Annotated in this window: 23 protein-coding genes; 14 read left to right on the top strand and 9 right to left on the bottom strand. The window is 38.9% G+C overall.

The features are described from left to right. Positions 1–256: 256 nt before the first annotated feature. From NFR61_RS03315 to NFR61_RS03305, 3 genes are all read right to left on the bottom strand, one after another. Positions 257–3,499: a P-loop NTPase fold protein gene (locus NFR61_RS03315; protein ID WP_251620593.1), complete on the bottom strand. Its 3,243-nt coding sequence runs from the start codon at positions 3,497–3,499 to the stop codon at positions 257–259. A 756-nt stretch (positions 3,500–4,255) separates the two neighbouring features. Beyond that, positions 4,256–4,606, bottom strand: a complete 351-nt coding sequence (locus NFR61_RS03310; RefSeq protein ID WP_251620591.1) for an antitoxin VbhA family protein — start codon at positions 4,604–4,606, stop codon at positions 4,256–4,258. Between the two features lie 40 nt (positions 4,607–4,646). Then, positions 4,647–5,714, bottom strand: a complete 1,068-nt coding sequence (locus tag NFR61_RS03305; protein WP_251620589.1) for a Fic family protein — start codon at positions 5,712–5,714, stop codon at positions 4,647–4,649. A 354-nt stretch (positions 5,715–6,068) separates the two neighbouring features. Here NFR61_RS03305 and NFR61_RS03300 point away from each other — a divergent pair, with 354 nt between their 5' ends. After that, on the top strand, positions 6,069–6,218 hold the full coding sequence (locus tag NFR61_RS03300) for a hypothetical protein (RefSeq protein ID WP_251620587.1): 150 nt from the start codon (positions 6,069–6,071) through the stop codon (positions 6,216–6,218). Positions 6,219–6,423: 205 nt separating this feature from the next. Here the strand turns inward: NFR61_RS03300 and NFR61_RS03295 are convergent, their stop codons facing one another. From NFR61_RS03295 to NFR61_RS03280, 4 genes are all read right to left on the bottom strand, one after another. Continuing rightward, positions 6,424–7,551: a type II toxin-antitoxin system HipA family toxin gene (locus NFR61_RS03295; protein ID WP_251620585.1), complete on the bottom strand. Its 1,128-nt coding sequence runs from the start codon at positions 7,549–7,551 to the stop codon at positions 6,424–6,426. Further along, entirely contained in the window at positions 7,548–7,907 is a 360-nt protein-coding gene (locus NFR61_RS03290; RefSeq protein WP_251620583.1) for a helix-turn-helix domain-containing protein, read from the bottom strand. Before NFR61_RS03290 ends, NFR61_RS03295 begins: the two co-directional genes overlap by 4 nt. Before the next feature lie 442 nt (positions 7,908–8,349). Next, positions 8,350–8,778 (bottom strand): hypothetical protein, encoded by a 429-nt coding sequence (locus NFR61_RS03285; protein WP_251620581.1) that lies wholly within the window; start codon positions 8,776–8,778, stop codon positions 8,350–8,352. Between the two features lie 11 nt (positions 8,779–8,789). After that, complete coding sequence (locus tag NFR61_RS03280) at positions 8,790–10,184, bottom strand: ATP-binding protein (protein ID WP_251620579.1); 1,395 nt, start codon at positions 10,182–10,184, stop codon at positions 8,790–8,792. Between the two features lie 386 nt (positions 10,185–10,570). Between NFR61_RS03280 and NFR61_RS03275 the strand changes: the two genes are divergently transcribed. Both NFR61_RS03275 and NFR61_RS03270 read left to right on the top strand, forming a co-directional pair. Continuing rightward, on the top strand, positions 10,571–10,918 hold the full coding sequence (locus tag NFR61_RS03275; protein WP_251620577.1) for a helix-turn-helix domain-containing protein: 348 nt from the start codon (positions 10,571–10,573) through the stop codon (positions 10,916–10,918). Continuing rightward, the gene (locus NFR61_RS03270) at positions 10,912–12,192 is read left to right on the top strand and encodes a type II toxin-antitoxin system HipA family toxin (RefSeq protein ID WP_251620576.1); all 1,281 of its coding nucleotides are present in this window, start codon (positions 10,912–10,914) and stop codon (positions 12,190–12,192) included. The genes NFR61_RS03275 and NFR61_RS03270 overlap by 7 nt, the downstream gene beginning before the upstream one ends. A 234-nt stretch (positions 12,193–12,426) precedes the next feature. Here the strand turns inward: NFR61_RS03270 and NFR61_RS03265 are convergent, their stop codons facing one another. Beyond that, entirely contained in the window at positions 12,427–12,855 is a 429-nt protein-coding gene (locus tag NFR61_RS03265) for a DUF234 domain-containing protein (RefSeq protein ID WP_251620574.1), read from the bottom strand. Positions 12,856–13,189: 334 nt separating this feature from the next. On the opposite strand from NFR61_RS03265, the gene NFR61_RS03260 reads away from it, so the two are divergent. The 6 genes from NFR61_RS03260 to NFR61_RS03235 all read left to right on the top strand — a co-directional run bounded on the left by NFR61_RS03260 (position 13,190) and on the right by NFR61_RS03235 (position 21,033). Then, the gene (locus NFR61_RS03260; protein WP_251620572.1) at positions 13,190–13,495 is read left to right on the top strand and encodes a helix-turn-helix domain-containing protein; all 306 of its coding nucleotides are present in this window, start codon (positions 13,190–13,192) and stop codon (positions 13,493–13,495) included. A gap of 73 nt (positions 13,496–13,568) precedes the next feature. Continuing rightward, a complete protein-coding gene (locus NFR61_RS03255; RefSeq protein WP_251620570.1) occupies positions 13,569–14,873 on the top strand; it encodes a type II toxin-antitoxin system HipA family toxin in 1,305 nt (434 codons plus the stop codon). A 729-nt stretch (positions 14,874–15,602) separates the two neighbouring features. Continuing rightward, positions 15,603–16,415, top strand: coding sequence for a type IV toxin-antitoxin system AbiEi family antitoxin domain-containing protein (locus NFR61_RS03250; RefSeq protein ID WP_251620568.1), 813 nt, complete (start codon positions 15,603–15,605; stop codon positions 16,413–16,415). Beyond that, entirely contained in the window at positions 16,412–17,212 is an 801-nt protein-coding gene (locus NFR61_RS03245) for a nucleotidyl transferase AbiEii/AbiGii toxin family protein (protein WP_251620566.1), read from the top strand. Before NFR61_RS03250 ends, NFR61_RS03245 begins: the two co-directional genes overlap by 4 nt. Positions 17,213–17,964: 752 nt before the next feature. Continuing rightward, positions 17,965–20,448, top strand: a complete 2,484-nt coding sequence (locus NFR61_RS03240) for a TonB-dependent receptor (protein WP_251620564.1) — start codon at positions 17,965–17,967, stop codon at positions 20,446–20,448. Continuing rightward, the gene (locus NFR61_RS03235; RefSeq protein WP_251620562.1) at positions 20,449–21,033 is read left to right on the top strand and encodes a uracil-DNA glycosylase family protein; all 585 of its coding nucleotides are present in this window, start codon (positions 20,449–20,451) and stop codon (positions 21,031–21,033) included. Here the strand turns inward: NFR61_RS03235 and NFR61_RS03230 are convergent. Then, complete coding sequence (locus NFR61_RS03230) at positions 21,028–21,684, bottom strand: HAD family hydrolase (RefSeq protein ID WP_251620560.1); 657 nt, start codon at positions 21,682–21,684, stop codon at positions 21,028–21,030. The two genes, NFR61_RS03235 and NFR61_RS03230, sit on opposite strands and share 6 nt — an antisense overlap. 116 nt (positions 21,685–21,800) lie before the next feature. On the opposite strand from NFR61_RS03230, the gene NFR61_RS03225 reads away from it, so the two are divergent. The 5 genes from NFR61_RS03225 to NFR61_RS03205 all read left to right on the top strand — a co-directional run bounded on the left by NFR61_RS03225 (position 21,801) and on the right by NFR61_RS03205 (position 25,022). Further along, positions 21,801–23,513 carry a tetratricopeptide repeat protein gene (locus NFR61_RS03225; RefSeq protein ID WP_251620558.1) on the top strand — a complete coding sequence of 571 codons (1,713 nt, stop codon included), beginning with the start codon at positions 21,801–21,803 and terminating at the stop codon, positions 23,511–23,513. A 202-nt stretch (positions 23,514–23,715) separates the two neighbouring features. Continuing rightward, positions 23,716–24,108, top strand: a complete 393-nt coding sequence (locus NFR61_RS03220; RefSeq protein ID WP_251620556.1) for a DUF3244 domain-containing protein — start codon at positions 23,716–23,718, stop codon at positions 24,106–24,108. A gap of 4 nt (positions 24,109–24,112) precedes the next feature. Beyond that, complete coding sequence (locus NFR61_RS03215; RefSeq protein WP_251620554.1) at positions 24,113–24,436, top strand: LytTR family transcriptional regulator DNA-binding domain-containing protein; 324 nt, start codon at positions 24,113–24,115, stop codon at positions 24,434–24,436. Between the two features lie 192 nt (positions 24,437–24,628). Further along, positions 24,629–24,799: a hypothetical protein gene (locus NFR61_RS03210; protein WP_251620552.1), complete on the top strand. Its 171-nt coding sequence runs from the start codon at positions 24,629–24,631 to the stop codon at positions 24,797–24,799. Positions 24,800–24,845: 46 nt separating this feature from the next. Further along, the gene (locus NFR61_RS03205) at positions 24,846–25,022 is read left to right on the top strand and encodes a hypothetical protein (protein WP_251620549.1); all 177 of its coding nucleotides are present in this window, start codon (positions 24,846–24,848) and stop codon (positions 25,020–25,022) included. Positions 25,023–25,048 lie beyond the last annotated feature (26 nt).

Below are 25,048 nucleotides of genomic sequence, written 5' to 3'. Positions count from 1 at the left end.
AAAATGCAGTTCCCAATGGTGGTTTATGTATTCGTAATGGACGCAACAATCCAAGCCTTTGGGGAGAACTTGAACATATCTATACTGATGCCAGGTTCTGCCAATGTAGGAATTGACATTAGCATCAATATGTTTTTTCTTTAGGTGACGTCTGATTCTGTCAACCAATGGATCGTATATGTAAAGCATATTATGTACAGTTCAATTAAGAAAACTTCTTTACTTGCTGTTTGAACACATCTCTCATCTTAGAATTTTAAGCTTTATTTGTACTATCAAAAATGATTAGTCTATCAATATCTGTAATAATGTTGGAATAAATGTCTTTAATATCAGTATTGGATTTCATATTTATTAGAATATCTTGAGACATCTCTTTATCATGTTCCATTATCCCCATATAAAAGTCCTTATTGGCAACAATAATTCTTGCGCAATCAGTATCGTTCATAATTGGACTGATTAGATTCTTTATGAGTGATCTTGCAGTGTTATCGTCCATATCGTGGCCTAGATGAGGCAATAAGTTGCCAAATATCTTAAAAACAGTAGGCTGGCATATCTCTTTTACAAAATAATCATTTAATTTATCATGCAAGTAAGAAATTAATGATGATATTTTTTTACAAGCGGACAATAATTTATTTAACAAATCTGGATGCTCGATATGCTTTGTGGCTATTATTCTATCTAAAAGATTTTTCAGCTCTTCATAAAGGTTATTGGTAAATTCAGGCAAAAACTCAGTACCTAAAAAAGATTGCACAAACTGGCTCCAATAGATGTTAGGAGTGCTGTTTGGATTATATAAAAAGCCTTGAGGCTGATTCTTTAATGCCTTTACCCCTAAATTTATTATACCATTTGTGAACAGTCCTGGATATTCTTTATAAATTTCAAATAAATCTTGTAAACAATATGAGGCATATGCTGTTTCATCTTCATCACTCCACTCTGGTTCCCACTCATTAAAGCAAGAAAATATTTCGGAATAATCCAATTCAAGAGTTTGTTTGATTGTCTTGATGTGTTGAGCAATATATTTTATAGCCAATTTGTTCCCCAATTTGTTCCTAATGATATGAATATTCAGGAGTCTGTATGCAGATCCTTGACTGCCAAGTTGCTTAAGAAGGTCACGATAATCCATATATTTCCCAAAACAATTTGCCAGCCGAGGAATTATTGTTTCGTTAATATTGTCAATATCATGACCATCTGCCAATGACATATTAAATATGTCTTCAATTCCCCGCTCCTTAATATTGGTAGTGGATGCTGCATCTATTTTTGAGATGGTTTGAGAAATAAAACTACTCGTGAAGCGAGATGTAATTATACCATCGCCTGCATCAAGAAGCCTATTTGCATACGATGCAATTCTTGGCTCTTTTACATCTTTATCATTATTTACAAAATTGGAAATATGAGACTTTAAACTTGTAAAATCGAAAGCAGAATCTTGATATACAAGTTCTATAAATAAATCTATACCTTCTGTTCCTTTCTCTATTTCTGAGTATATATATGTATTGAGTTCCTCATTATCAGTACGAACTTTATATGTATTATAGGTTTCTCTTGCAGCGACAACAAATTCAACAAAATGTTCAGGACTAAGTGCTATAGGTTTTATAACCTCATCAAACATAGTATCCTTCCCGGATTTTTCCAAGCATTTTTCCAGTTTGTTTACTACAGAGAAATATTCAGCGCCATTGCCAATCTCACACTTTTGAATGGTCTCAATGTATGACTTACACATATTCTTCACTCTCAGACTAGTCGCATGGAGTATGATTGTTGCAAGGGCATCATCAAATTGTAAATTATTATATGAAGTCCCTGATTTCATATTTGCAAACATATCCCACTTCTTCTGAATAGATTCTTTTTCGTTGTCTGGTAAATTATTCATTTCCAATGTGGACAAACTCATCACTGCACTGTCTAGTGTTTGTGTAGTCACTTCTTTTGCAAGAATATTTTCCAAGACTGATACAAAATGAGGTTTATCCACAAAGCCAACCAAAGAACCACCTGATTTTATGGCAGTACTCAATAATCTTCTTAGAGGCAACTCCCCGGCTAGAGATTCATCTTGTAATCCATAGGCAAACTGACAGAGCTGGGTCCTGACATCCTCTTGCTCCGGATAAAAGGAAGATATATCCTCAAATAATGTATCGCTAAGTAAATTATTATCCAAAGAATCCCCATCATATAAGAGATAATCTTTTTTTAGAATGAATAAAGCTATGTTTTGTAATCTATATTTTTTATCAGGCCACTGCAAACGAATGGCTACAAGTTCGTTGATAAAGGCTATGACAGTTCGTGGATTGGGATTAATATGAATTCGCATAAATACCTGACATATATGCTTCTGGTCATGTTCTCCTTTACCAAAAGCATCTTCAAAGTATTTATTAAATAATCTGTTATAATCTGTTATTACAGGCTGTGGGACAATATATACAATAGGAAATGTCTTATTGATAAAACGTTTGAATTTATCTTTAATTTCTTCATCTTTCTTACATTCATAAATTGCTTCACACAAGTGTTTATTATCATACGGAATAATCGTCCATATATTTTCAAAATCACTGCCTGCGAAAAATGTGTATATTGCTGACCAAAGTTGCATTACTTTTTCAGAAGGTAGCCTATCCATATTATCAAATACAATTATGACTTTCTTTACTTCATCATTCTTTTTTTCGTCGAGATGAGATGAAATTGCATGCATCCAGTTTTTAAATTCCATAATTGAGGGCTCTTCACTGGATGTATATTGTTCATCAATTGTGTGGTCATCTTTTTGTGTCAGTAACGTAAACACATTTTTCCAATTTCCATCTTTAAATCGATAAATAATAGCCAATAAAACTCCTAAAATAATTGGTGAACATTCAAATAGTATCCATCTCCAAGATAGCGATATGCAGCCACTGTCAAGTAATTGACCAATAATTATGTTTAGTGTTGTAAATGTAGCTATTAATATAATCCCCCAAATAGCCGAGCCAGAAAGTTTTGGTTGAGATTTAGTGATTGTAGTTGTTTTGTTAGATAATAGTAATGAAAGTTGGTCTCTCCACTCTGCACAATGCTCCTCTCCATTGCGCATTTTTATTTTAACCTTCCCTTTCAGAACTTTTTCTTCTATAAGAGCATTAGTAAGTGTTTCTAGGATAGACCGACGTTGAAGATCTTCTTGATGTCCCCAGGCATCATATGTAAATGTGTGATATCCGTCCCTTTTAAGAATATTGCTTATTTTTGTTACCACATTAGACTTTCCGGAACCCCAGCTTCCTTCCACGCCGATGATTCTATGCATCTTCACTTTCTTATTAGGGCTAATAGAGTCATTTGATTTTATATATTCACAAATATTTTTTGCAAGATGTGCTTGAGATTGACCTTCAAAAACGTCATCCCCTTTTGGGGTGTCAGGAATAAACCGAGGGAATTGTTCATTGTATGTCATCATATCTTTATTTGGAAGCTATTGTAATTAATTGAATTTTGAGGGCTTTGAGCCAATTAAAAAATACATAAGGTTGTCTCATTGCTTCTTTTTTGAGAATACCTTCTCCCATTTTTTCAACTAAAAGCCTGCCATTGCATTTTGCTAGCAGTAGAATATACCGATATAGCTGAAACGTATAAAGTTCAATCGCTACTACTAATGCACTTTTTAATAGTAAGCAGGCAACAAATTACACGTTCTACAACCTGAGGAACGCTGAAATTTTTGCGAAGACAGGTTTGTTTAATTTAATTCGTTCTCACACCATGTATTTTCTGTTCCATTTGTCAAAGACAACTGGAATCCATTGTATTTTTATTATATTCCAATACACAATACAATATGCAAATATATGGTATTTACTTTTATTTTACATATATTATGGCTATAAATTCTAAATATAGAAGTGTTCTTTAATCATTCTAAAATAAATCTCTCCTACAGTTGGTTCTGCAAATCAATCAAGTGGGGGGATACAACGTAAAAAATGGTTGTATCTGGATTATAAGAAGAATGAAAATTTAGGGCAACTATATATAACTTTACACTGAATTATCACATTGCCGTCATTGCGAAGCACTGCATCTAATTTACAGGCTAATACCCGAATTAAATAGCAGAGAATTCTAATATCGCTACACTCCTCAGAATGACATATATAATCATTCGTGTGTCGGTTCTGAATAATGTTTGATGTAAAATTAGGATGTAGTTGCCTTATTTTTTATCAAGTTGAGCATATAGTTCTGGCCGAAGTTTTCGATTGAATTCTTCAATCTCTTTTATCTTTGGTGAATCGGCAGGAACGATCTCATAACCATCACCGGAACCGAAGTTCCGTTCTTTACTATCTGCATATCGTTTGTCAATTAATAGATTCACCTCATTATGCGTTAGTTCGCCCTTGATATTTTTTATTGCCAAATCAAGTAAAAATGGAGAAACCTTGAATCCATTGGCTTCCTGAAGTCCGATACTGATAAGCCAATTATCGGCCAATCGCTTAATCTCTATGTTCTCGCTATGCGATAATGCCATGAGCTCTTGATATTTCTCGTTGTAATTCATTGGGGTATTTTTTCAAAAATCAGGTTCATTCAATGAGTATTTACTGTGTTACAAAAACCCGCCAGCTCCCATCTTTCTCTCCGCGCTCCACATACTTTTTGGAAATCAATTGATCCAACAGTTTCTGTATGGCGGTTATACTAATGCCGGTTTCCTCTTTCATGTCCGCAAGCGTCAATACTGGCTGCGTTTGCATCGCATTCAGTATCTTCGTGTAATTGGGCGTTCGGAACGCAATTCGCTCTCCGTCATACCACCATACATTTTCATTCTTCTCGCTCACAAATAGTACATCGTTATAGATTTCAGTGGTCACCAAATCATTGAAATACTTCAAGAAAGGACGAATATCCTTGATGTCTGCCTGGGCGCCATCGCTTGGTACCGGGCCTACTGTGATGTCTGCCTGATGTAAAGCCTCCAGATAGGCACTTTTTTTGCGACTGCGGACAACAATCATTGGATATCCGTGGCGGGTTAAGATGTAATTCACCATCAATCGGGCAATGCGACCGTTGCCGTCCTCGAAAGGATGAATGCGTATATATCGATAGTGAAATAGCGCAGCTAACTCTACCGGAGAGAGTTTTCCCGCTTGTTCGGCGGCATTATACCAGTTCACCAAATCTCCCATCAATCCTGGTGTCTCCTCCGGTGAGGCATACTCGAATCGGTCTCCATATCGTGTAATAACACTATTGGGGCGCGTCTTATATTGTCCGGTGTGTATCACGTAACTTGTCTGCATGCCACCCGGTAAATCACGATACACAGTGTAATCCTCTCGCAATATGGTTTTGTGCAATGTCCGGATAAAGTTTTGCGTTAAGGGCACCCCTTTTACTATTGCCTCCTCGGTCATCATTCGTAAGCCGACATTGCTAGCAGTCATCTCCTGTACGTCACGCACGTCAGCTTCACCAATCACTTTCCCGAAAAGCAGCAAAATTTCTGTCTGTCCATAGGTCAATGTGTTACCCTCAATGTGGTTGCTGTTATAATTGAAGTCCACAGTAAATCGGCGGCTAAGCCTTTCCCGATCCTTCTCCGACAGAGGCTGCAACTCCTGCCATGCTGTCAACGCCTTCTTTATATTCAGATACTTCATCTGGATTCATTTTTTTTCAACCGATATGCAAATATACAAAAATACCCCAAAAGGTTATATGGATACAACCTTTTTCGAATAATTCTGCAATGAAAATAAATTCTCAATGTCGCAGATTTCACAAAATGCTTTTTTCTCATTGCAATATTATTGTCATATAAATACCATAATTATTGCTATTTTCGAGAAATTCTATTGGCTATGATATGACTATCTCGTGGATTCAGATTTACTGTATTAATAATTTTTTTGTCAATTAGAAAGATTTACATAGTTATTATTTATAAGACGGAAGTTATAGCTGAGGAGATGCGTGCCAATGGTAAGTATTGGATTGAAAAGCCACCAATGCATATGATATGGAGATTAGAAGCTGTAGAAGAATACACCGGAGATTCACTTGATGAAGCGACTCTAAAATTATATGGTTTGAAAAGTCTCCAACGTCCAATGTGGAACAAACCTGAATTGTTTGCTTATATCGAATCTCAGTTTGAGAAATAATGAACCGCATCGAAACAGACCGATTGATTCTTCGCTCATGGGAGCTGGAGGATTTGCCGTCGTTTGTTGCGATGAACAAGGACGTGCATGTTATATCAAATTGATTTATAAAAAAGCGGATAACTCCGATATGATAAAAAGTTTGCAATGTTAACGAAGTGAAAGTAATTCACTTTACGGCAAAAATTAATCTTTGGGGAATGGATTATTCTTTTATATCATATCGGGTCAGTTCCGAACTGCCTGAGCGTACTTCCTCAATGATTTCCCGGCATCTATCTTCTGAAAGTTTGATTTTATTGCCGACGGCAATGAAATCAGACAGTCGAGGCTGGCCTGTGCCGTTGACGGAGGTAGCGTGTTCTCCGTTATAGCCTTCTGTGCAAAGGGTAAGGTCGTAGGCCGGAGCAAGCCGCCATCTCCAGGTCTTCAAATCATTATCCCTGACAACATAGAAACTGAAATTTTTGCAATGATCATCCTTATTATCTGTGAGATAATTAAACAGCATTCTACGATACATCTGCTCGACATCCTCGCGACTTTGGGTGATGTACCCTGTCAGTGCGAGCAAATTTGAGTAATCCATAAACGGCTCGCGGAGAGAAATACACATCAATCCTCCGGCGGTAGACGTGTGGATTCGGTTACCATTATTGTCGATATCGAACCGTCGGGACGCGAAATATCGTCCGTTGACAAGCCGGAAATCGGGTACGATAATACCGCATTTTCTTGCAACCTCATTATAACGTGCTTCTTGAAGTCCAATATCTTTCGGATCGTATGTGTGACGGAATTTTACTATCCAGTGTCCTTCCGCATCCGAAAATACTGCTTTAGGTCTTGCCCCTCCGCTGTTACCGCTATTATACAGAAGTAGTCCGGCATCCTTGTCCTGCTGTTCCTTAAGGACTTCAAGTGCGATCTCCTGAAGTCGGTCAAAATCTGTTACGGTTTCCTTATGTTCAAGGTTTACGGAAGGGGAATAGGTTAAGGCGCCCATGCCATTGTCACCAACTAATGCAAGTCTATCCAGAGATGACAGATCCGAATCGTTTATCCCATTATGGAGTAATGTTTTATGGAGAAGATAACGACCGTATCCATCGGGAAGGCTGTCTTCAAAGACGCCAAAATTTCCATAAAACGGTTGCGGTTTGGCAACGAAGATGCCAGGTTTCAACGGTAGTTCAAGCGGTGAAATGCTGAATCCGTCGGCAATCCACGACTTATCGTACTCAAAGACGTTTAGGCGATTATCAGGCGTGAGAGACAGCAAGCCAACAGGTCGCCCCTGAAACATTACTTTAAGTTTCTCGGTCTTTTTCATCTTTTCTTACTTTTAGCGTACGCCCTTTTATCATTGCTTTTCTGGCGAATCAGGTCTAGCTCTTCCATTGTGTCAAACTTAGGAGCGCAAAACAGATCCTTTAATTCCGAAGTATATCCCAGTGCCATAGCAAGCTTAATCAACGATTCAAATGCAATGAGTCCTTTCTGTTCAAAGCGTGCCAATGTAGATAAAGGCACTCCTGACAGTTCTGCGATGCGCTGCCGGGTGATATTTTTCTCAACTCTACGCTTGCGAAAATTTTTGGCAACCAGCCTTGCAATGTCATCAGGATTATCAAGTGTGAAGTTGTCTAATACGGATAATATATTGCTACTATTGCTTTCTATTTGCATAATACTGCTAATATCTTAGCACAAAAATAGCAATTAATTCCAACATTGCAAAGTGTCAGAGCGATATCAATAAGGTGACCATATACAATTTTACAGTATAAAACAAAGAACTAGTTTAGATTCGGGCAAGAGGCTGAGAAGACGTAAGCGAGCGTAGAGATTTGTTTTTCGCACGGCAAAGCTCCGGCCCGCGCGCTCCTTTGGAGTGCATTACTGTAGAATTGTATATAATTCCTTTATTAAATATTAAAGCGCGATTATTCTTCTTTCTCAAATCCTTCCGACGCATTCGCTATCAATGCCGTTCCTATCTCCATCTGTAGGTGTTTCGGAAGACGAATCAGTTTTGCCATAAGATGGTTATAAGTGAATTCTACTTTAGTGTCTAGTATTGGTTCTTCTTTAATGCCCGTATCAATTTTCTCAACGGCTTCAGAATCTTCTATAAAATCGGAAAAGTTGGTTCTTCGGACCAATTTTCTATCACACCGTTATGTTTGATTTTTAAACGGATATAGTCCTTACAATCATCCGCCTCGGGAATTAAACAATTGGGCACATAATCAGCAATTTTACATATCACCTTTTTGTCTTTGTCAAGCAAGAAATAGGTTCCGCTATCACATACCTTGGCTTGAAGATATAAATTTCCATATTCCGGCTTCCAATTCAGAAGCTTATGAGTTTTCAAGTCAATTATGCCAGACCACATCCCTTTAGAAACCAAAGGATACTTGTTTTCATATAGTTCTCCAAGCCAATCATCTATATAGCTACACATCTCCTCTTTATATGGGAAGTATATCATAAGATAATTGGCCATCTCATTCAAATATTGCTTTTTGATTCCAATTAATATCTGTTTTGCCATAATTTATCAAATTAAATAGTAGCCAATAGACTCACATCAACATCAGGAATGATAACGTCTGCAATCTTGTCTTCGACAAGGAACCCCATATAAAGCGGAATGGTGAGTACCTCTCCGTTGCGTCCGACATTATATTGACCTAATTTGATTGCGTTGCTGACATGGTACATATCCTTGTTCTTAAGAACCGTAGCCATACTTTTGGTCTTGCCAGTCTTTGCTTTGACTTCAAGTATAACACATTCTCCATTGAACCTCACTAAGAAGTCCAACTCAAGACCACTATCCTTATGGAAATAGTATAGTTTTTGCCCCGATTTACATAAGAAATCAGCCATGAGGTTTTCAAAGATAGCTCCCTTATATCCAAGGAGATTGCCCTTCAATATATCCAGTTGTGTACCATAATCAAGCATTGCCATAAGGATGCCTATGTCTGTGGTGTATACCTTGAAACAGTCTTTGAGGGAATTACCTTCTAACGGCAATTCCGTAATCTGTGTGTTATAGCATCTACGGACTATCCCTGCATCTTCCAACCATTGGATGCTGCCGATGTATTGTGAAGCTCTTCCGCCTTTCTTGACGACGGCATACTGAAATTTCTTGTTCTCTTTGGACAATTGTTTGGGAATAGATTCAAAACATTCTCGAATATGAGGTTTATCGGCATCATCCGCATATTTGACCATATCCTCTTCGTATTCGGCTATAAGGTTGCGCTGTACCTTGTATGTTAGCTCAATATTCTTCGTTTCAAGGAAACAATTCACCACTTCCGGTAAACCTCCGACAATGACATATCTGTACAACAATTCCGTCATTGCCTTGTGAATGCCGTCAGGAACAGCTTTTTCGTCCTCAAAGCATGATTTAACAGAATCAATGACTGCATCACTGATTCCGTTAGCCCATAGAAATTCCTCAAAATCCAATGGGCACATATCAATCACGTTTTCATATCCAACAGGGACAGAATCTTGTCCTTCTTCCTCTTCGTTTTTCTTTCTGCTTTTGCCGTAGCCTTGCACTCCTAATAGAGAACCTGTGGCAATGACATCAAAACGGCCGTCTATATGAAATGACTTTAAAGCTGTTCTTGCTTTCTTGCACTCTTGAATTTCGTCAAGGATAATACAGGTTTTCCTATTAATGAAACGACTGCCCGGAATCAAAGCCGAGAGGTTGAGAATGATAGTGTCGACATCAATATTGCCAGCAAAGGCGGATTTCCTATTAGGCTCTAAAATGAAGTTCATATAAACCACGCTCTCGTAATTCTCTTTTGCGAATTTTTGGACAATATATGTCTTTCCGCACTGGCGGATGCCTTTTATTACAAGAGGCTTTTTATCTTTAGACTTTTTCCAGTTGGCTAAATATGTTTCGATTTTTCTTTTGAGCATGGCTTTTTCGACTTACTATTGCAAATTTACACTTTTCCGGGTGAATGAACAAGAATTGTTACACTTTTTCAAGCGAATAAATTTGCTTTGCTACACTTTTTGGAATGAATACAACACATAGCTACATACTTTTCTAAGCGAATTGAATATTTTTCAGCGGCACTTATATACAACTTTGCACCTCGTTGGTTTTGGATTACGATTTTGCTTGGGACGATTAGTGCCTTATGAGTTGCGATTACATTTATAAATCAGTCTGCAAAAACTAAAAAAAGAAACATGCTTCATAAAAGCATGTTTTTTATGCATAATTTTTGAGTCGCAATAGCTGCAGATTAAACTATTATAACTATATTCGCATTACAATAGTTTAGAATACGACTTTTATGGATGATATATATGTATTGGCGGATGCGATGATCCAGCAGCGCATCGGCGAAAAGTTGAAGGCAGTCCGCCTCAAACAGAACATAACCCAGCAGAGGCTGGCCGAGTCGGCGGAAGTTTCGCTGTCCACCGTCAAGAAAATCGAACGCGGCGAAATAAGTTCATTCGCTTCCCTGCTGCGAATCCTGCGGACGCTCGGCAAACTGGATTCGCTCCAATCTCTGGTCGAGGAGGAACAGCTGAGCCCCAACGAATATTACAACCTGGTTCATGCTGCACAGAAGAAAACGCGCAAACGCGCCGTTGGTCGCATCAAGAATAAAACGAAGGAGGAATCGGAATGGTAGATGTTGCAAAAGTCAATATGTTCGGAATGCCGGTCGGCACATTCCGCTGGGACAGCAAGCGCGATGTCGCCTTGTTTGAATACGTGCCGGAGTTTATCGGCAAATGCATAGAACCTGCTCCGCTGATGATGCCGGTACGGCAGGGACGGGTCTATTCGTTCGGAAACAGCGGCAGTGAAACATTCAAAGGCTTGCCCGGAATGTTGGCAGACGCACTGCCGGACACCTACGGGCGCGCCCTGTTTGACCGATGGCTGTCGCTCATAGGCCGGACAAGCGGCAATCCGATTGAGACCCTGTGCTTTCTTGGCAAGCGGTGTATGGGGGCGTTGGAGTTCGAGCCGGCAATGGAAATCACGTACAACTCCGATTTACGGTTTGAGATAGAATCACTTGTCGATGTAGTCAAGGAGGCTTTGTCCGAGAAAGAGGATTTCGGGGTTAACCTTGACAATGACCGCAAAGCCGCTATCGCAGAAATCGTAAGGCTTGGAACATCTGCCGGCGGACAGCGTGCCAAAGCGATTGTCGCATACAACAAAGCGACGGGAGAGGTCCGCTCGGGGCAGATGGATGCTCCGGAAGGATTCGACTATTATATCATCAAACTGGACGGCGTATCGGTCACTGCAGGATTCAGGGAGACGGACAATTTCGGACGTATCGAATACTCATTCTCCAAACTGGTCAGGAAGTGCGGCATTGAAATGACGGACTGCGAACTGAAAGAAGAGAACGGACGGGCGCATTTCATGACGAAGCGTTTCGACAGGATTGGCGGCAAGAAACTGCACATGCAGACCCTGTGCGGAATCGCGCACTACGACTACAGAATCCATCGGGCATATTCTTACGAACAGGCGTTCGATGTGATGAGGGCACTCCGGTTGCCATATACCCAGGCAAAGGAGATGTTCCGCAGAATGGTGTTCAATGTCGTTGTCCGCAATCAGGATGACCACACGAAGAACATTTCATTTCTGATGAATGAAAACGGAGCATGGAGACTCTCCCCTGCGTATGACATGGGCTATGCCTACAATCCGGACGGCGGCTGGACTGCAACGCACCAGATGTCAATCAACGGCAAGTTCGACGGCATTACCCGCAAAGACCTGCTGGAATGCGCCAATCGCAACAATATCAAAGAAGCTGCATTGATTATCGACGAGATCTGCGAAATATCTGCCGGCTGGCCGACAATCGCCGCCGAATGCGGAGTTCCGCAGGATATGATACGACCGATTGAGAAGAATATGATAATATCAATATAACTGGATTGAATTTGTCAAGACATGAGCAATTCTAGAGACGAATTTTACTGATATATATAATAATATTATTTGTAAAGATACTGCCTTTTCTGAAACCCAAAGCGACAGATGCAACATTTTTTGGAGGCTTGACAATCCTTGCTTTCTATATTGAAAGGATTATGCTGTATGTGCATAATGTTCTACCAGTATAATAAAAAAGTATATAGCTACCTAAAATAATTCATTCTCTCATTACATATCTTCCAACGTGAATAGCCGGGTCTCTGTTTTATACTTCGATAAGATACTTGTTTTGATGCAGTCTACTTTTTCCATAAACGCTTTATGGTTGTAATTGCGTTGCAGACGCTTTACTTCGGCTACTACCGCTTTATTCCCTTCGGCTGAAAGAGCAACAATATCAATCTCGTTTGCCTCTTTACCTTTCTTGCGTTCCCACCATGAGCCGATATCAGAATACTGATGGCTTTCCATCATCTTCAGCCGGAACCATTTTTCAAGCGCGATGCCTGAGAATGTCGGGTAATCAGAAAAGACGATCTGACGAAGATGCTCAAAATTATTCAGTTCAACCAATGTCTGGTTCCGATCAAAATAGTTGAACCAGAACCGCAGGAAGTTATCGGTAATTTCGTATTGGACATTCTGAGAGCGAGTCAAAGGCTCGTCCTTGTATTCGCCTTAATTCTTCTATTTCCTTAGTACGATTAATAGAATTTCATACTTTATTACCGTTGTAATTATTACCGCGGTGATAAAGTTATTGAATTCCTTCTAAATTCCCAAATATGATTTGATTGTTTGTCCGACAATCGTAAGCAACAAATGACTATTTCTGAAAAAAGTTGACACTTTTTAGGGATAGTCATCTCTGGTGTGCACATCGGAATTTAATCATTCTGTTTGCAACGATATTGCAAAATAGTAGCGTTTTATCTTTGTATTTGCAATTTCTATTTATATCTTTATTGGCAGAATCAGATACGTATATATTATGTGGACAGAACTCAGTGATACTGCCATTCTGGAGAAACTCGGGGCCCGGATGAAAGCCTGCCGTATTTCCAGAGGGCTGAAACAACAGGAACTGGCTGGCGAGTCGGGCGTAGGCGTAAGCACCATCGCCAAGATTGAAAGTGGGCAATCTGTCGCATTCTCATTGCTTGTCAGCGTAATGAGGACGCTCGGACTGCTTGAAAACCTTGATCTGTTGGTTCCTGAGCAGAAACCTTCCCCTATGGAACTCCTGAAGACGCAGGGGAAAAAAGTAAAACGTGTAAGAACTAAAAAGGACAACTGACGGAGCAGCGAGAGCAAAGTCGCTTGCATGAGCTTTACCGAGTCACGATGGAAGAAAACAAAGTCAAAAAATAATGGAAGAGATACCTGTTATACAGATTTACCTATGGGGCAACCTTGTGGGAGCTATGTCGTGGGACGAGGAAAGAGGCTATGCTGATTTCCAGCTTGACGACCGGTTCCGCAGGTCGGGACTTGACGTTGCGCCGTTGATGATGCCGCTGGCAAGAACACGTGGTGTTGTCTCGTTTCCAGCCAATGCAAGGACGAAGTGCTTCAACGGACTTCCTGGTATGATTGCTGATGCCCTGCCCGATAAGTTCGGTAGCCAGCTCATCACGGAGTGGTTTGCCCAGCAAGGCAAGACGGAGAATATGATTACGCCTCTCGACCGTTTGTGCTATGTAGGCAAACGTGCTATGGGAGCTTTGGAGTTCGTTCCTGCTGCCCATGTGGAGGGAGTGAATGAATCAACGGAAATCTACATCCGCGAGCTGATGGCACTCTCGGAGTCCGTCTTCAAGGAGCGGAACAAATTTCAGGAACTAATACGTCAGAATGACAAATCGATTCTTGACATCTTGAAAGTCGGGACATCTGCAGGTGGTGCAAAGCCCAAAGCTATCATTGCCTACAAAGAAGAGACAGGAGAGGTTCGCTCTGGACAGGTTCCGGCACCAGAAGGTTTTACCTACTGGCTCTTGAAGTTCGATGGCGGCACATACAGCGAGCATCATGAGATAACCGACAATCCGCAGGGTATCGGCAACATAGAATATGCTTACTACAAAATGGCTACTGCTTGCGGTATCGCGATGTCGGAATGTCGGTTGTTACCCGAAGGTGACTGTCACCACTTTATGACTCGCCGCTTCGACCGCACGGCATCTGGCGAGAAGATTCACATGCAGACGGCAGCCGGCATAGCCCATCTTGACAGAGACGTGCGACATTCCTACGAGGAACTGTTTGGTGTGTTGCGTCGGCTGGGACTGCACTACAAGGACTTCGAGCAGCTTTACCGCAGGATGGTGTTCAACGTCATAGCCCGCAACCACGACGACCATACCAAGAACTTCTCCTTTCTGATGGATAAGGCTGGCCGCTGGTCGTTTGCCCCTGCCTATGACTTATGCTTCTCCTATAATCCTGCCGGTCGGTGGACGAGCCGCCACCAGCTTTCACTGAACAGCAAAACCGACAACTTCACCCGCGAGGATTTACTGGCCGTAGCACAGAGTGTTGGCTTGCGCGATGCCACTCACATCATTGAGGAGATTCGTGCATCCGTTGCTGCCTGGTCTAATGTAGCGAGGGATTGTGGTGTGCGGCAAGAGCATATAGAGGTTATCGGCAAGACGCTACTTCTGGAGATATAATTCAAAGGCTGCCTTCAAAAAAGAAATGAAACTCCGATTGTTTAATGGTCATAAACATTGCAGAATAGTATTTGATAAGGCTTGGGGGCGTAAAATAGTGACTTTTTTAAAATCGATTTTTATAGACGTAATTCCAAGAAAAATACTACATATTGCAAAAGAATTGCAAATACAAGGAATAAATGATGCCCGAAATTCGTTTGAGTAACTTCTTTTCAATTAAAGATGAGGTAGTGCTGGATTGCTGGAAAAACTGACCCCTTAAAAACGGAGGAAAGTGACCACCTAAAGTTCCTCCTTCAAAAAATGTAAAGTTGTTTATCGGGAATGGGTTCTAAAATAGAAGATTAAAGCCCGAGTTAAACTTTTATTCTATCTGTTTTTCTATAAAAAATTGCTAGTTTGTTCCATAGATTTTTACAGGAGTGGCACACTTTGCCCTACAACCACCCAACTATGCAAATTGGCGACACCTAAAAGTTTGGCTACATTCTACGGCCTTGAAATGGTCATTGCCCTTGCATTTAGGTTGAACACCTATGAGGCGAGTAGGATAAGGCAAAGAGTGTTGGTGAGTTTGTATCAGAGAAAAAAGCGTGGAATCAACCTATTTATAGTATTGAAAAGTAAGAGAAACAACAAATATTACCATACAGAACGAAATAATTAGCAATGGAGTTGCAATAATCATCATAAATTGATTATATTCGCAATCGTATTGCAGAATCTATGAAACGGCAAGATTATAGTTTATCAGATTGGATTGATGAAAAGGTAATGAGAGGCTATTACACTTTCACAATTGAGAATGTTAAAAGCAACTTTCCTCAATTTAGTGATGCTTATATTAGAACCTCGTTATATCGCCTAACTATAAAGAAGAAAATTATTTCTCCTTGGAAAGGTTTTTATGTTATCATGCCGATTGAATTTGCCCTAAAAGCGATTATTCCACCGGTGTTTTACATAGATGCGTTAATGTCATTTTTGAACAAGAAGTATTATGTCAGTTTACTAAATGCTGCATCTTTCTATGGAGCATCCCATCAGAGGGCACAAACCTTTTCTGTAATGACAGTGGCTCCCAAATTGAGAAATACAACCAAAACTGGCACTTCTATTCTTTTCTTCTCTAAGAAAGATATTCCTGAAAAGTATATACGAAAACATAAGGCTCAATCCGGTTATGTGAATGTAGCATCTCCAGAATTGACAGCCATAGATTTAATAGAAAATGAAAAACACATAGGAGGTTTAAATAGGGTGTGTACTGTCCTAAATGAATTAGTCGATAGTATTGATTTTGACAAATTAGATAAAGACTTTTTCGACCTTGCACCGACCCCAATCTATCAAAGATTGGGATATATATTAGAATCCATTTTGGAAAGAGAAGATCTTGCAGATAGATTTAAATCCAAGATTTCTGCTTCCCTAACAATGAGAAATATTCCATTCAAAATTGGTAAATCAACAGAAGATTGTGAGATTGATAAGAAATGGAAAGTAATTATTAACCAAGAAATAGAAATAGACGAATGATACCCGAATTTGCGATTAGAGAATGGAATGAAGTTGTTCCCTGGACTGAATCAGAACAGGTAGAACAAGATCTGCTTATTTGTAGAGCCCTAACTGAAATTTATAAAAATGAGTATTTGGCTTCTCATCTTGCATTTCGTGGTGGTACGGCTCTGCACAAACTATATCTTTCGTCTCAACCTCGTTATAGTGAGGATATTGACTTGGTTCAGATTAAAGCAGAACCGATTAAAGAGACATACGACCATATTAGAGATGCATTGTCTTTTCTTGGGGAACCGAAGGTTAAACAAAAAAAGAACAATAACACTTTGATATTTAGGATGGAATCTGAAATACCTCCTGTTGTACCTATTCATTTGAAGGTGGAAATAAACTGCAAGGAACACTTCAATGTATTGCCAATGCAAAAAATACCATTTTCTGTTTCAAATAAGTGGTATCAAGGAGAATGCAATGTTCTCACATACCAGCTTGATGAACTTGTAGGTACTAAACTTAGAGCATTATATCAGAGACGAAAAGGAAGAGATTTGTATGATTTATATAAAGCTTTGACAACCAAAGAACTTAATATTGATAATGTACTGAAATGCTATCATCAATATATGGGTTTCGTGGTTGATCATATTCCTACATACAAGGAGTTTATTATTAATATGGAAGATAAAATGCAGGATGAAGAATTTTTAGGAGATACTCAACAATTACTTCGTCCTGATGAAAACTTTAATCCTCAAGAGGGTTATGAAGTTGTTCGCTCACTGTTAATTGATAGGTTGCAAAATAGACAATAGATAAATTAAAATAGTTTTCTTAATCATTAAGATCTACTGACTTGAACTGAAAAAGTTGACAATTTTCAAAGGTGTAATCTTGTCCGTGACTAAGTATGTAAACAATTGTGTTCTTTGGGTATTGTGAAAATGTAGATATTTTTTGAATACTAAAGTATGTCTGATATGTTTTCTGTTCAAAATATGACCGATTAAAAAATCGTTTTTTGTAAATGCAATTCCAAGAAAAATACTACATTTGTCATACCAAGCGTTCTGTAACATTAATGCGGGAATCTTCTGTCAATTAGCGGTTTGTGTTTGATGACGGGATTTTCCAAAATGGCTGAAAAAGTGCAGTACAACACGTATGTGGAATGTGCTGATGAATAACGATTTGCATTTGTCTCCACATTCTGTGAAGTTGTAAAAATAAGGGTTGTACCGATTAAAATGAACGGGCACTGGTAGTTAGTGATGTCAATATGCTGCGTCGAAAAGTAATTTCTTCTCTTTTTTCTTCGTTCCATAAGTGTGATTTGAGGGTTCATTGCCGTTATTTCTCCGTTTCAAGTCCGAATCATCTCCGTTCTGGAACAGCTCAGAACGGAAAAAGATTCGTTCTGGCTGTATTTCTTTCTTATAGAGAGTGTGTATGGATTGTTTTGTATTGTAGGTGGGGAGATTGTCTAAAAAAATAAAAAATATAATAAACCTTGCGTATTGGAATTTGTCAATAGTAATGTTGAATCAGAAAATATATACAAAAGAGTATGAAAAAATCAGTTATTGCTATTTTGTGGGTAGTTGTGTGGTTACCAATGGAGTTATGGGCAGCAGGAATCGGGAGTGTAAAAGGAAAGGTAACGGATGGAAAAACGGGAGAGGCGATGGAGTTTGTAAATGTTGGTGTACGGAAAGTGGATTCTCCGACACCTTTGACGGGTACAATTACGGACCAGATGGGAATGTTTCATATAGCGAATCTGGAGCCGGGTTCCTATGTTTTGGTCGTTTCATTTATCGGGTATAATACATTGGAAAAGAATTTTACTATTACGCCGCAAAAGAAAGATGTGAATTTTGCGGCTCTTTCTTTAAAAAATGATAGCCAGATGCTGGAGGAAGTGAAGATTACCGGACAGCGTTCACAGATGAAGTTTGAAATAGATAAAAAGGTATTTAATGTAGATCAAAACATCTCCTCTACAGGCGGTTCGGCAAGTGACGTGTTGAGTAATATTCCTTCTGTCGAAGTGGATAATGACGGAGAAGTGTCTTTGCGAGGGAGCTCTAGTGTGACAATTTGGATTAATGGGAAAGCGTCCGGACTTTCGGCAGATAACCGGGCACAGATTTTGGAGCAATTACCTGCGGAAAGTATTGAAAAAATAGAAGTGCTTACCAATCCTTCGGCAAAATATAGTCCGGAGGGAACTTCCGGAATTATCAATATTGTACTGAAACAGGATAGAAAGGCGGGTTATTACGGAAGTTTGCAAGCCGGGGTGGATACGCGGGGCGGATGGAATGCCAGCGGTAATATCAATTTTAATACCGGGAAATGGGATGCTTATGCTAGCCTGGGATATCGGAGGAGAATGTTTGAAGGGGGAGGCGTGTCTAAGCGTAATAATTTAAATGAGGCAGGGGAGGCTGTTTCTTATTTAAACCAACATTCAAAAAATGACGGACACGGTGGACCGTTGTTTGCCCGTGCAGGTTTGACTTATCATTTGACAAAGAAGGATCATTTTAATTGGGGGGCATTCGGTATGTTCGGAGGACGTTATCAGAAAAATAGGATTTTTTATGAAAGTTCCGTACCGGGGTCATTTATCAACAGTACCCGTATTTCAACTTCAGATAATGATATGACCGGTGGAAATATAGAGTTGGGATATAAACATGATTTCAGTGAGAAGAGTAATTTGGATTTGTCTGTTTCCTGGAATAAATGGAATATGGACGGAGCCAGTGTCTACAATCAATATTCGCTATTTACGGATGGGGCTGAATTTTATTCTTACCAGCGACAGAAAAATGATGTGCGTTCTCATTCCTGGGAGGTGCAGGGTGATTATTTGAATGAATTTAGTAAAAATAGTAAAATTGAAGCGGGATACAAAGGAACATTTTCGCGTCAAAATAGCCCGGTAGAGACTTTTTCGGGACTGACGGAGGCGGAGGCTACTCCTGATCCGGCGTTGTATAACCGTTTTCTCTATGATCAGGATATTCATGCGGCTTATTTTACTTATTCCGGACGGATTGAAAAGTTCGGCTTTCAGCTTGGTTTGCGGGAAGAGTATTCGCAGGTTACAACAAAATCATTGGGATATGGTGAGACGAAAGGAGATAAACCGTGGCATAAAAATGATTATTTCAGTTTATTCCCCAGTGTATTTCTTTCTTATGAATTGCCTGCCGGACATGAGATTCAATTGAATTATACGCGCCGTATTTCCCGGCCGTGGGGAGGACAGCTTAATCCGTTCTTGAATATTACCGACTCTACGAATATCTCTTTCGGTAATCCTTATTTGTCTCCGCAATATTCCAATTCCTATGAATTGAATTATATTAAGAATTGGGATAATCATACGTTATCCGTTTCATTGTATTATCGGAATACGGAGGATGTTATTCAGCGAATTAGTTATATTGAGGACCAGATAATGAAGAGTACATTTGAGAATGTGGCACAGACACAGTCTGCCGGAGCTGAGTTCGTTGCAAAAAATAACTTCGGACGGGTATTGGATTTGACGACCACATTAAATTTATATTATAGCAAGCTGGATGGATTTTCTTATTTGCCGGAAGGTGCGGAAAAACCGGTTGTAGGGGAAGGGAATGAGGATTTTTCGTGGACGGCGAGGATGATTGCCAATGTGGCATTACCGGCTTCTTTTTCTTTGCAATTAACAGGAAATTACAACTCCCGCCAACTGATAGCCCAGGGACATCGGGATGCAAATTATTCCTTGGATGCCGGTTTGAGAAAATCGTTTTTGGATAAGAAACTCAGTATGAGTATTAATGGTCGGGATTTGTTGAATTCACGGAAATGGAAGACGGAAACTTCCGGAGCTGGATTTGCCCAAAAGAGTGAAAACTGGCGAATGGGGCGTACGGTGCGTTTCACTCTTACATATAGTTTCGGAAATATGCAGATGGGACGTAAATCGCAACGTGCCCGTTCTTCTCAACAAGAGAACAGCAATCAGATGAATCAAATGGAAGACGAGTTTTAAATGGAAAACAGTCTGTCGGAAATACATCCTTTGGAGCCTTTTTTCCCGAAAGGGGCTGGCATATTGATGTTGGGTAGCTTTCCTCCGCAAAAAGCAAGGTGGTCGATGGATTTTTATTATCCCAATTTGCAGAATGATATGTGGAGGATTATGGGAATTGTTTTTTACGGGAATAAAGAGTATTTTCTTTCAGAAACAAAGAAGGCTTTTGACAAAGAACGTATATGTGCTTTTTTGACAGAGAAGGGAATTGCTCTGTCGGATACGGCGGTGGAGATTGTGAGGCGTAAAGGGAATGCCTCCGATCAGTATCTGGAAGTGATAAAACCGTTGGATATAGAAAAGGCGTTGCAGTTTCTTTCTTCGTGCCGGGCTATTGTGACTACCGGCCAGAAAGCCACCGATACTTTGTTGGAGTTGCTTCCCGTGGTGGCACCCAAAGTGGGAGAGTATGCCGAATTTGATTATCTTGCTCGTCGTTTAAGATTATATCGCATGCCTTCTTCTTCGAGGGCTTATCCGAAACCTTTGGAGGAAAAAGCCGCTGTTTACGGGCAGATGTTCAAGGAGTTGGGATTATTATGATTCTTTTAACCAGTTTATGATGTCCGCAGGTTGGTCTGCGATATGATTTGCTCCGCTGCTTTCCAATTCTTTACGGGGACGGAATCCCCACGTAACTCCGACAGATTCAATGCCGCAGTTTGTGGCTGTGTGCATATCTACTTCCGAGTCTCCCACATATAGGGCCTCTTCTTTTTTTACTCCTGTTACCTTCAATATATGTTCCAGCATATCCGGATGTGGTTTGGCGGGAATACCCTCTTTTTGTCCCGAGACCACATCAAAAGTATTGTCTCCGAAATAAAAATGAATCAGGTCGCAGGTCGCTTCATGGAACTTATTGGAAGCAACCGCCAGGATAATTCCCCGTTGGCGTAACAGATACAGCAACTCGCATATTCCCGGATAAGGGCGGGTCAGCATCGTTTTATGCGCTTGATAATAGTCAATAAACACCTTTCTTACCTGCATGATATTTTCTGTTGCTCTTGCGTTGGTGGGGAGGGCTCGTTCAATTAGTTTGGTAATACCGTTACCGACAAAATACCGATAGGCTTCCAAATCGTGTCCCGGGTATCCGAAACATTTTAATGCATAATTGGCGGCAGCTCTCAAATCTTCCAGCGAATTAAGCAGTGTTCCGTCCAAATCGAATATGACGAGTCGTTTCATTTTTATTGTATTTTATTTTCAAAAATAGGATTAATATTTGATAATTAATAATAGTTTGTTTATTTATAATTTATAACTATTTTTATAACCGCTACTTTCTCTTAATCGCGTGGTTTATGTATAAAATAGTTTTTTTTATTCTTCTTTTGACTGTTTTGGCTGGATGTCATGAGAAGCATAGGGTGGAGGAGTATTTATCCGATATAGAACGGATATTGCCTCAGAATCCGGATAGTGCTTACCTTCTTTTAAATAAGTTAAATATAGGAGAGATGAGGACGAAGAAAAATAGAGCTGACTATGCTCTATTAATTACGGAAGCCTCTTTTAAAACCATGCGCGCTGTGAACTCTGATTCTATGATTAGAATTGCACTGAACTATTATGTACATACCGATGATTTCCTTAAAATAGCTAAGATTAATTATTATCAAGGTAAAATCACCGGACTTTCGGATAGTATACAAAAAGCCACTCATTATCTTGTTACGGCAGAACAATATGCACAGCAAGCGAATGCTACGAAATTATTGGGATTGATTTATCATGAATTGGGAAGTTTTTATTATGAACAATATGTAACGTCTAAAGCATTGTATTATTTTCAAAAAGCAGAGCACGAGTTTATTTCTGTTCAAGATACACAAAATTCTAATTATCAATTGGCAAGTATTGCCAAATGTTTTTTGAGGATGGGGCAACCGGATAGTAGTCTTTATTATTATTTAACAGCCCAGGAAAAAGCGAGGCAACGAGGGGATATGATGTTTTATACCTATGTGAATCAATGTTTGATTCCTATATATTTTGATTCTCATAAATATCGGGAGGCAAAAGATTTGATAGGTCAGGTTTATAGGGAAAAGCAGAATAAGTTCCTTTATTATTACGGATTAACCGATTATTATTTGCATGAAAATCGCGATGATTCAGCCCGGTTTTATCTGAATCGGATACTGGCGGATACCTCTTTCACTCTTTCTCTGAAGCAACGGTTGGCAGTTCATTATCAATTGAGGAAGATAGCGGCGAATAATAAAAACTATAAAGAGGCCTATGAATATGCTTTGATTGTTCAAAAGTTGTCTGATTCGTTAAACAACAAAGTGAGACAGGATAATATCACACAAGTCGAAGAAAAATACCGCAATGAACAGTTACTGAATCAAAATTACCGTCTGCAAATCGATAGCAACCGAAAAACGATATGGGTATTGGTATTATTATTTATGGTGGTATTGAGTATCGTGTTTTTTGTTTTTATTACGATTCGGCGTAAAAAAATATTAAGACAAAGGCAGGAACAGATAGACCATTATGTAGCTTTTATAGAAGAACTTAATCAGAAATACGAAGAGAATAGGAATGATTTTATCGGGAGGCTGAATGAATCCGTTGAAAAGGAAAAAGAATTGAAAAAAGCTTTGGTGCGGAGGTTGCAAATTATCAAACAGATATCCGACCTATTATATCAATACGGAGATAACGAAAAACCGGATGCTTTGTTTTCACGTAAGGTGAAGGAATTGGTAAATATCAATACCTTGACCCGGCATACGCTTGTCGATTTGGTGAGCATTGTAAATGAAAATTATTTCGGAATTATGGATTATCTTAAGGAGAACCACGATTTAACCAAAGACGAACTTGAATTGTGTGCTTTCGTAAGTTCCGGGTTTTCTCCACAGGAGATAAGTATATTGTATAACATCAGAGTGGATAATGTATATGTCCGTTGCAACAGATTGGGTAAAAGAATGGGTCTTCAAAAATCCCTTACCGTTTATATCAAAGAAGTATTGGAATATTTGAAATCAGAATCACGTTAAAATTTTACTTCTGAATTAAATAAAGGCGAAAATCGATGTCGGTTTTCGCCTTTTGTTATCTTATTAGAACGTGTTAGATTTTATTATTGTAATAATCTTATAATCAAATTGTTTTATGGGGACTTGATAGATGCTGATAGGGCGATGTTTAGAAATATTCGTCTATTTTTGAACACAAATAAATCATAAAACTTAAATCGTTATGAGAAAAATAAAGTTAGTTATAGAAGTATTGTTTTTCACATGTATTTGTTTTTATTATTGTGAAGCAAAAGAAAATCTTGTATCGGATGAAGAAATAATACTACGAGATATTTATACGGAAGATGATAAACTTTTAACTCGTAGTGTACCATTGATTCAGCTATTATTCAATGTTGATATGCAACAAATGATTATGGTATTTAATAACCCAACAATGGGCCGCATTTCTGTTCAAATAATAGATGGTGCCAATATGGTTCAATATAGCAAAGAAATTAATGCGGATATAGGAACATTTAAATTTAGTGTTTCCGATTTGCCAATAGGAAACTATACGATAGATATTAAAAATGAGAATATTCGTCATTGGGTAGGTTACTTTAGTTTATAATAATATGGCGGAATCAACGGAATATTCTAAGTTGATAAGTAATATTATTTATATCATATTTAGGGAAGATCTAGCAGTAGCATATTCTATTTGCGATAAAATAGAAATGGAAGCCTCAGATAGAGTGCAGCAGAGTGTGGAAGAAAGCGGCTTTATTAGAATAAATAGGACTACTTGGGTTAATCCTCATTTTGTTGAAACTGTTACTCACAAACCTCGGCATGTTGTTTTGGTGAATAATGTCAGTTTAAAAGTTTCTCGTAGATGTTGGCATCGTTGTAAAAATATAAGTGAAAAGGGGGACGCCACTATAAATGCAGCCCATTAAAATTTAATTTTTTAATCATGAAAAAATCAACTATTATTTCCTTTGATTCACCTGGATAATACTTTTGATGGTGATGGCTAAGTAATTATTTTATTTATAAAATCTTAGAATAAACTATTTGGGTACTGGTAATACCGTTTATTAGGTAGCCATGTAAGTGTGCTATATTTATTAACTTTAATATTGAAATTTATGAAACGTACATTAGAATTTGTAGTGGAACCTTCTGACATATTAACAATAGAATTAAATGACATTATGGGAGGAGGTTGTAAGAAAGTGAAGAATAAGTGTAAAAAAGGGGAAACTGATATAACTTATGATATGGCAGAGTGTGAAATTAGTACTGTATCTGCTTGGTAATGTTTGTTTTAATATATAATTTGAATGAATATCTCAATATAATAATATGAAACATACATTAGAATTTATAGTTGCACCTTCTGATATTATGACCGTTGAACTTGATAACGTAGTGGGGGGAGCTTGTGAAAAAGTGAAAAACAAATGCAAAGATGGGACTGTAAAAGTTAAATATGGAAATTCCCAGGAAGTAGAAGCAATAAATGCTGTTGTGATTTGGTAATGTAAGTAACAGCATTTGATTAATCT

Origin of the sequence: Odoribacter lunatus, assembly GCF_943193135.1 — a bacterium.
Classification (GTDB): Bacteria; Bacteroidota; Bacteroidia; order Bacteroidales; family Marinifilaceae; genus Culturomica; species Culturomica lunata.
The sequence above is the reverse complement of the archived record's forward strand: the minus strand, read 5'-3'. Positions and strand labels throughout refer to the sequence as shown.

What these genes read in the sequence shown, in the direction of transcription:
- NFR61_RS03315 (WP_251620593.1), bottom strand. Translation starts at nt 3,499, where the DNA reads ATGATGACATACAATGAACAATTCCCTCGGTTTATTCCTGACACCCCA.
- NFR61_RS03310 (WP_251620591.1), bottom strand. Translation starts at nt 4,606, where the DNA reads ATGAATTACAACGAGAAATATCAAGAGCTCATGGCATTATCGCATAGC.
- NFR61_RS03305 (WP_251620589.1), bottom strand. Translation starts at nt 5,714, where the DNA reads ATGAAGTATCTGAATATAAAGAAGGCGTTGACAGCATGGCAGGAGTTG.
- NFR61_RS03300 (WP_251620587.1), top strand. Translation starts at nt 6,069, where the DNA reads ATGATATGGAGATTAGAAGCTGTAGAAGAATACACCGGAGATTCACTT.
- NFR61_RS03295 (WP_251620585.1), bottom strand. Translation starts at nt 7,551, where the DNA reads ATGAAAAAGACCGAGAAACTTAAAGTAATGTTTCAGGGGCGACCTGTT.
- NFR61_RS03290 (WP_251620583.1), bottom strand. Translation starts at nt 7,907, where the DNA reads ATGCAAATAGAAAGCAATAGTAGCAATATATTATCCGTATTAGACAAC.
- NFR61_RS03285 (WP_251620581.1), bottom strand. Translation starts at nt 8,778, where the DNA reads ATGGCAAAACAGATATTAATTGGAATCAAAAAGCAATATTTGAATGAG.
- NFR61_RS03280 (WP_251620579.1), bottom strand. Translation starts at nt 10,184, where the DNA reads ATGCTCAAAAGAAAAATCGAAACATATTTAGCCAACTGGAAAAAGTCT.
- NFR61_RS03275 (WP_251620577.1), top strand. Translation starts at nt 10,571, where the DNA reads ATGGATGATATATATGTATTGGCGGATGCGATGATCCAGCAGCGCATC.
- NFR61_RS03270 (WP_251620576.1), top strand. Translation starts at nt 10,912, where the DNA reads ATGGTAGATGTTGCAAAAGTCAATATGTTCGGAATGCCGGTCGGCACA.
- NFR61_RS03260 (WP_251620572.1), top strand. Translation starts at nt 13,190, where the DNA reads ATGTGGACAGAACTCAGTGATACTGCCATTCTGGAGAAACTCGGGGCC.
- NFR61_RS03255 (WP_251620570.1), top strand. Translation starts at nt 13,569, where the DNA reads ATGGAAGAGATACCTGTTATACAGATTTACCTATGGGGCAACCTTGTG.
- NFR61_RS03250 (WP_251620568.1), top strand. Translation starts at nt 15,603, where the DNA reads ATGAAACGGCAAGATTATAGTTTATCAGATTGGATTGATGAAAAGGTA.
- NFR61_RS03245 (WP_251620566.1), top strand. Translation starts at nt 16,412, where the DNA reads ATGATACCCGAATTTGCGATTAGAGAATGGAATGAAGTTGTTCCCTGG.
- NFR61_RS03240 (WP_251620564.1), top strand. Translation starts at nt 17,965, where the DNA reads ATGAAAAAATCAGTTATTGCTATTTTGTGGGTAGTTGTGTGGTTACCA.
- NFR61_RS03235 (WP_251620562.1), top strand. Translation starts at nt 20,449, where the DNA reads ATGGAAAACAGTCTGTCGGAAATACATCCTTTGGAGCCTTTTTTCCCG.
- NFR61_RS03230 (WP_251620560.1), bottom strand. Translation starts at nt 21,684, where the DNA reads ATGAAACGACTCGTCATATTCGATTTGGACGGAACACTGCTTAATTCG.
- NFR61_RS03225 (WP_251620558.1), top strand. Translation starts at nt 21,801, where the DNA reads ATGTATAAAATAGTTTTTTTTATTCTTCTTTTGACTGTTTTGGCTGGA.
- NFR61_RS03220 (WP_251620556.1), top strand. Translation starts at nt 23,716, where the DNA reads ATGAGAAAAATAAAGTTAGTTATAGAAGTATTGTTTTTCACATGTATT.
- NFR61_RS03215 (WP_251620554.1), top strand. Translation starts at nt 24,113, where the DNA reads ATGGCGGAATCAACGGAATATTCTAAGTTGATAAGTAATATTATTTAT.
- NFR61_RS03210 (WP_251620552.1), top strand. Translation starts at nt 24,629, where the DNA reads ATGAAACGTACATTAGAATTTGTAGTGGAACCTTCTGACATATTAACA.
- NFR61_RS03205 (WP_251620549.1), top strand. Translation starts at nt 24,846, where the DNA reads ATGAAACATACATTAGAATTTATAGTTGCACCTTCTGATATTATGACC.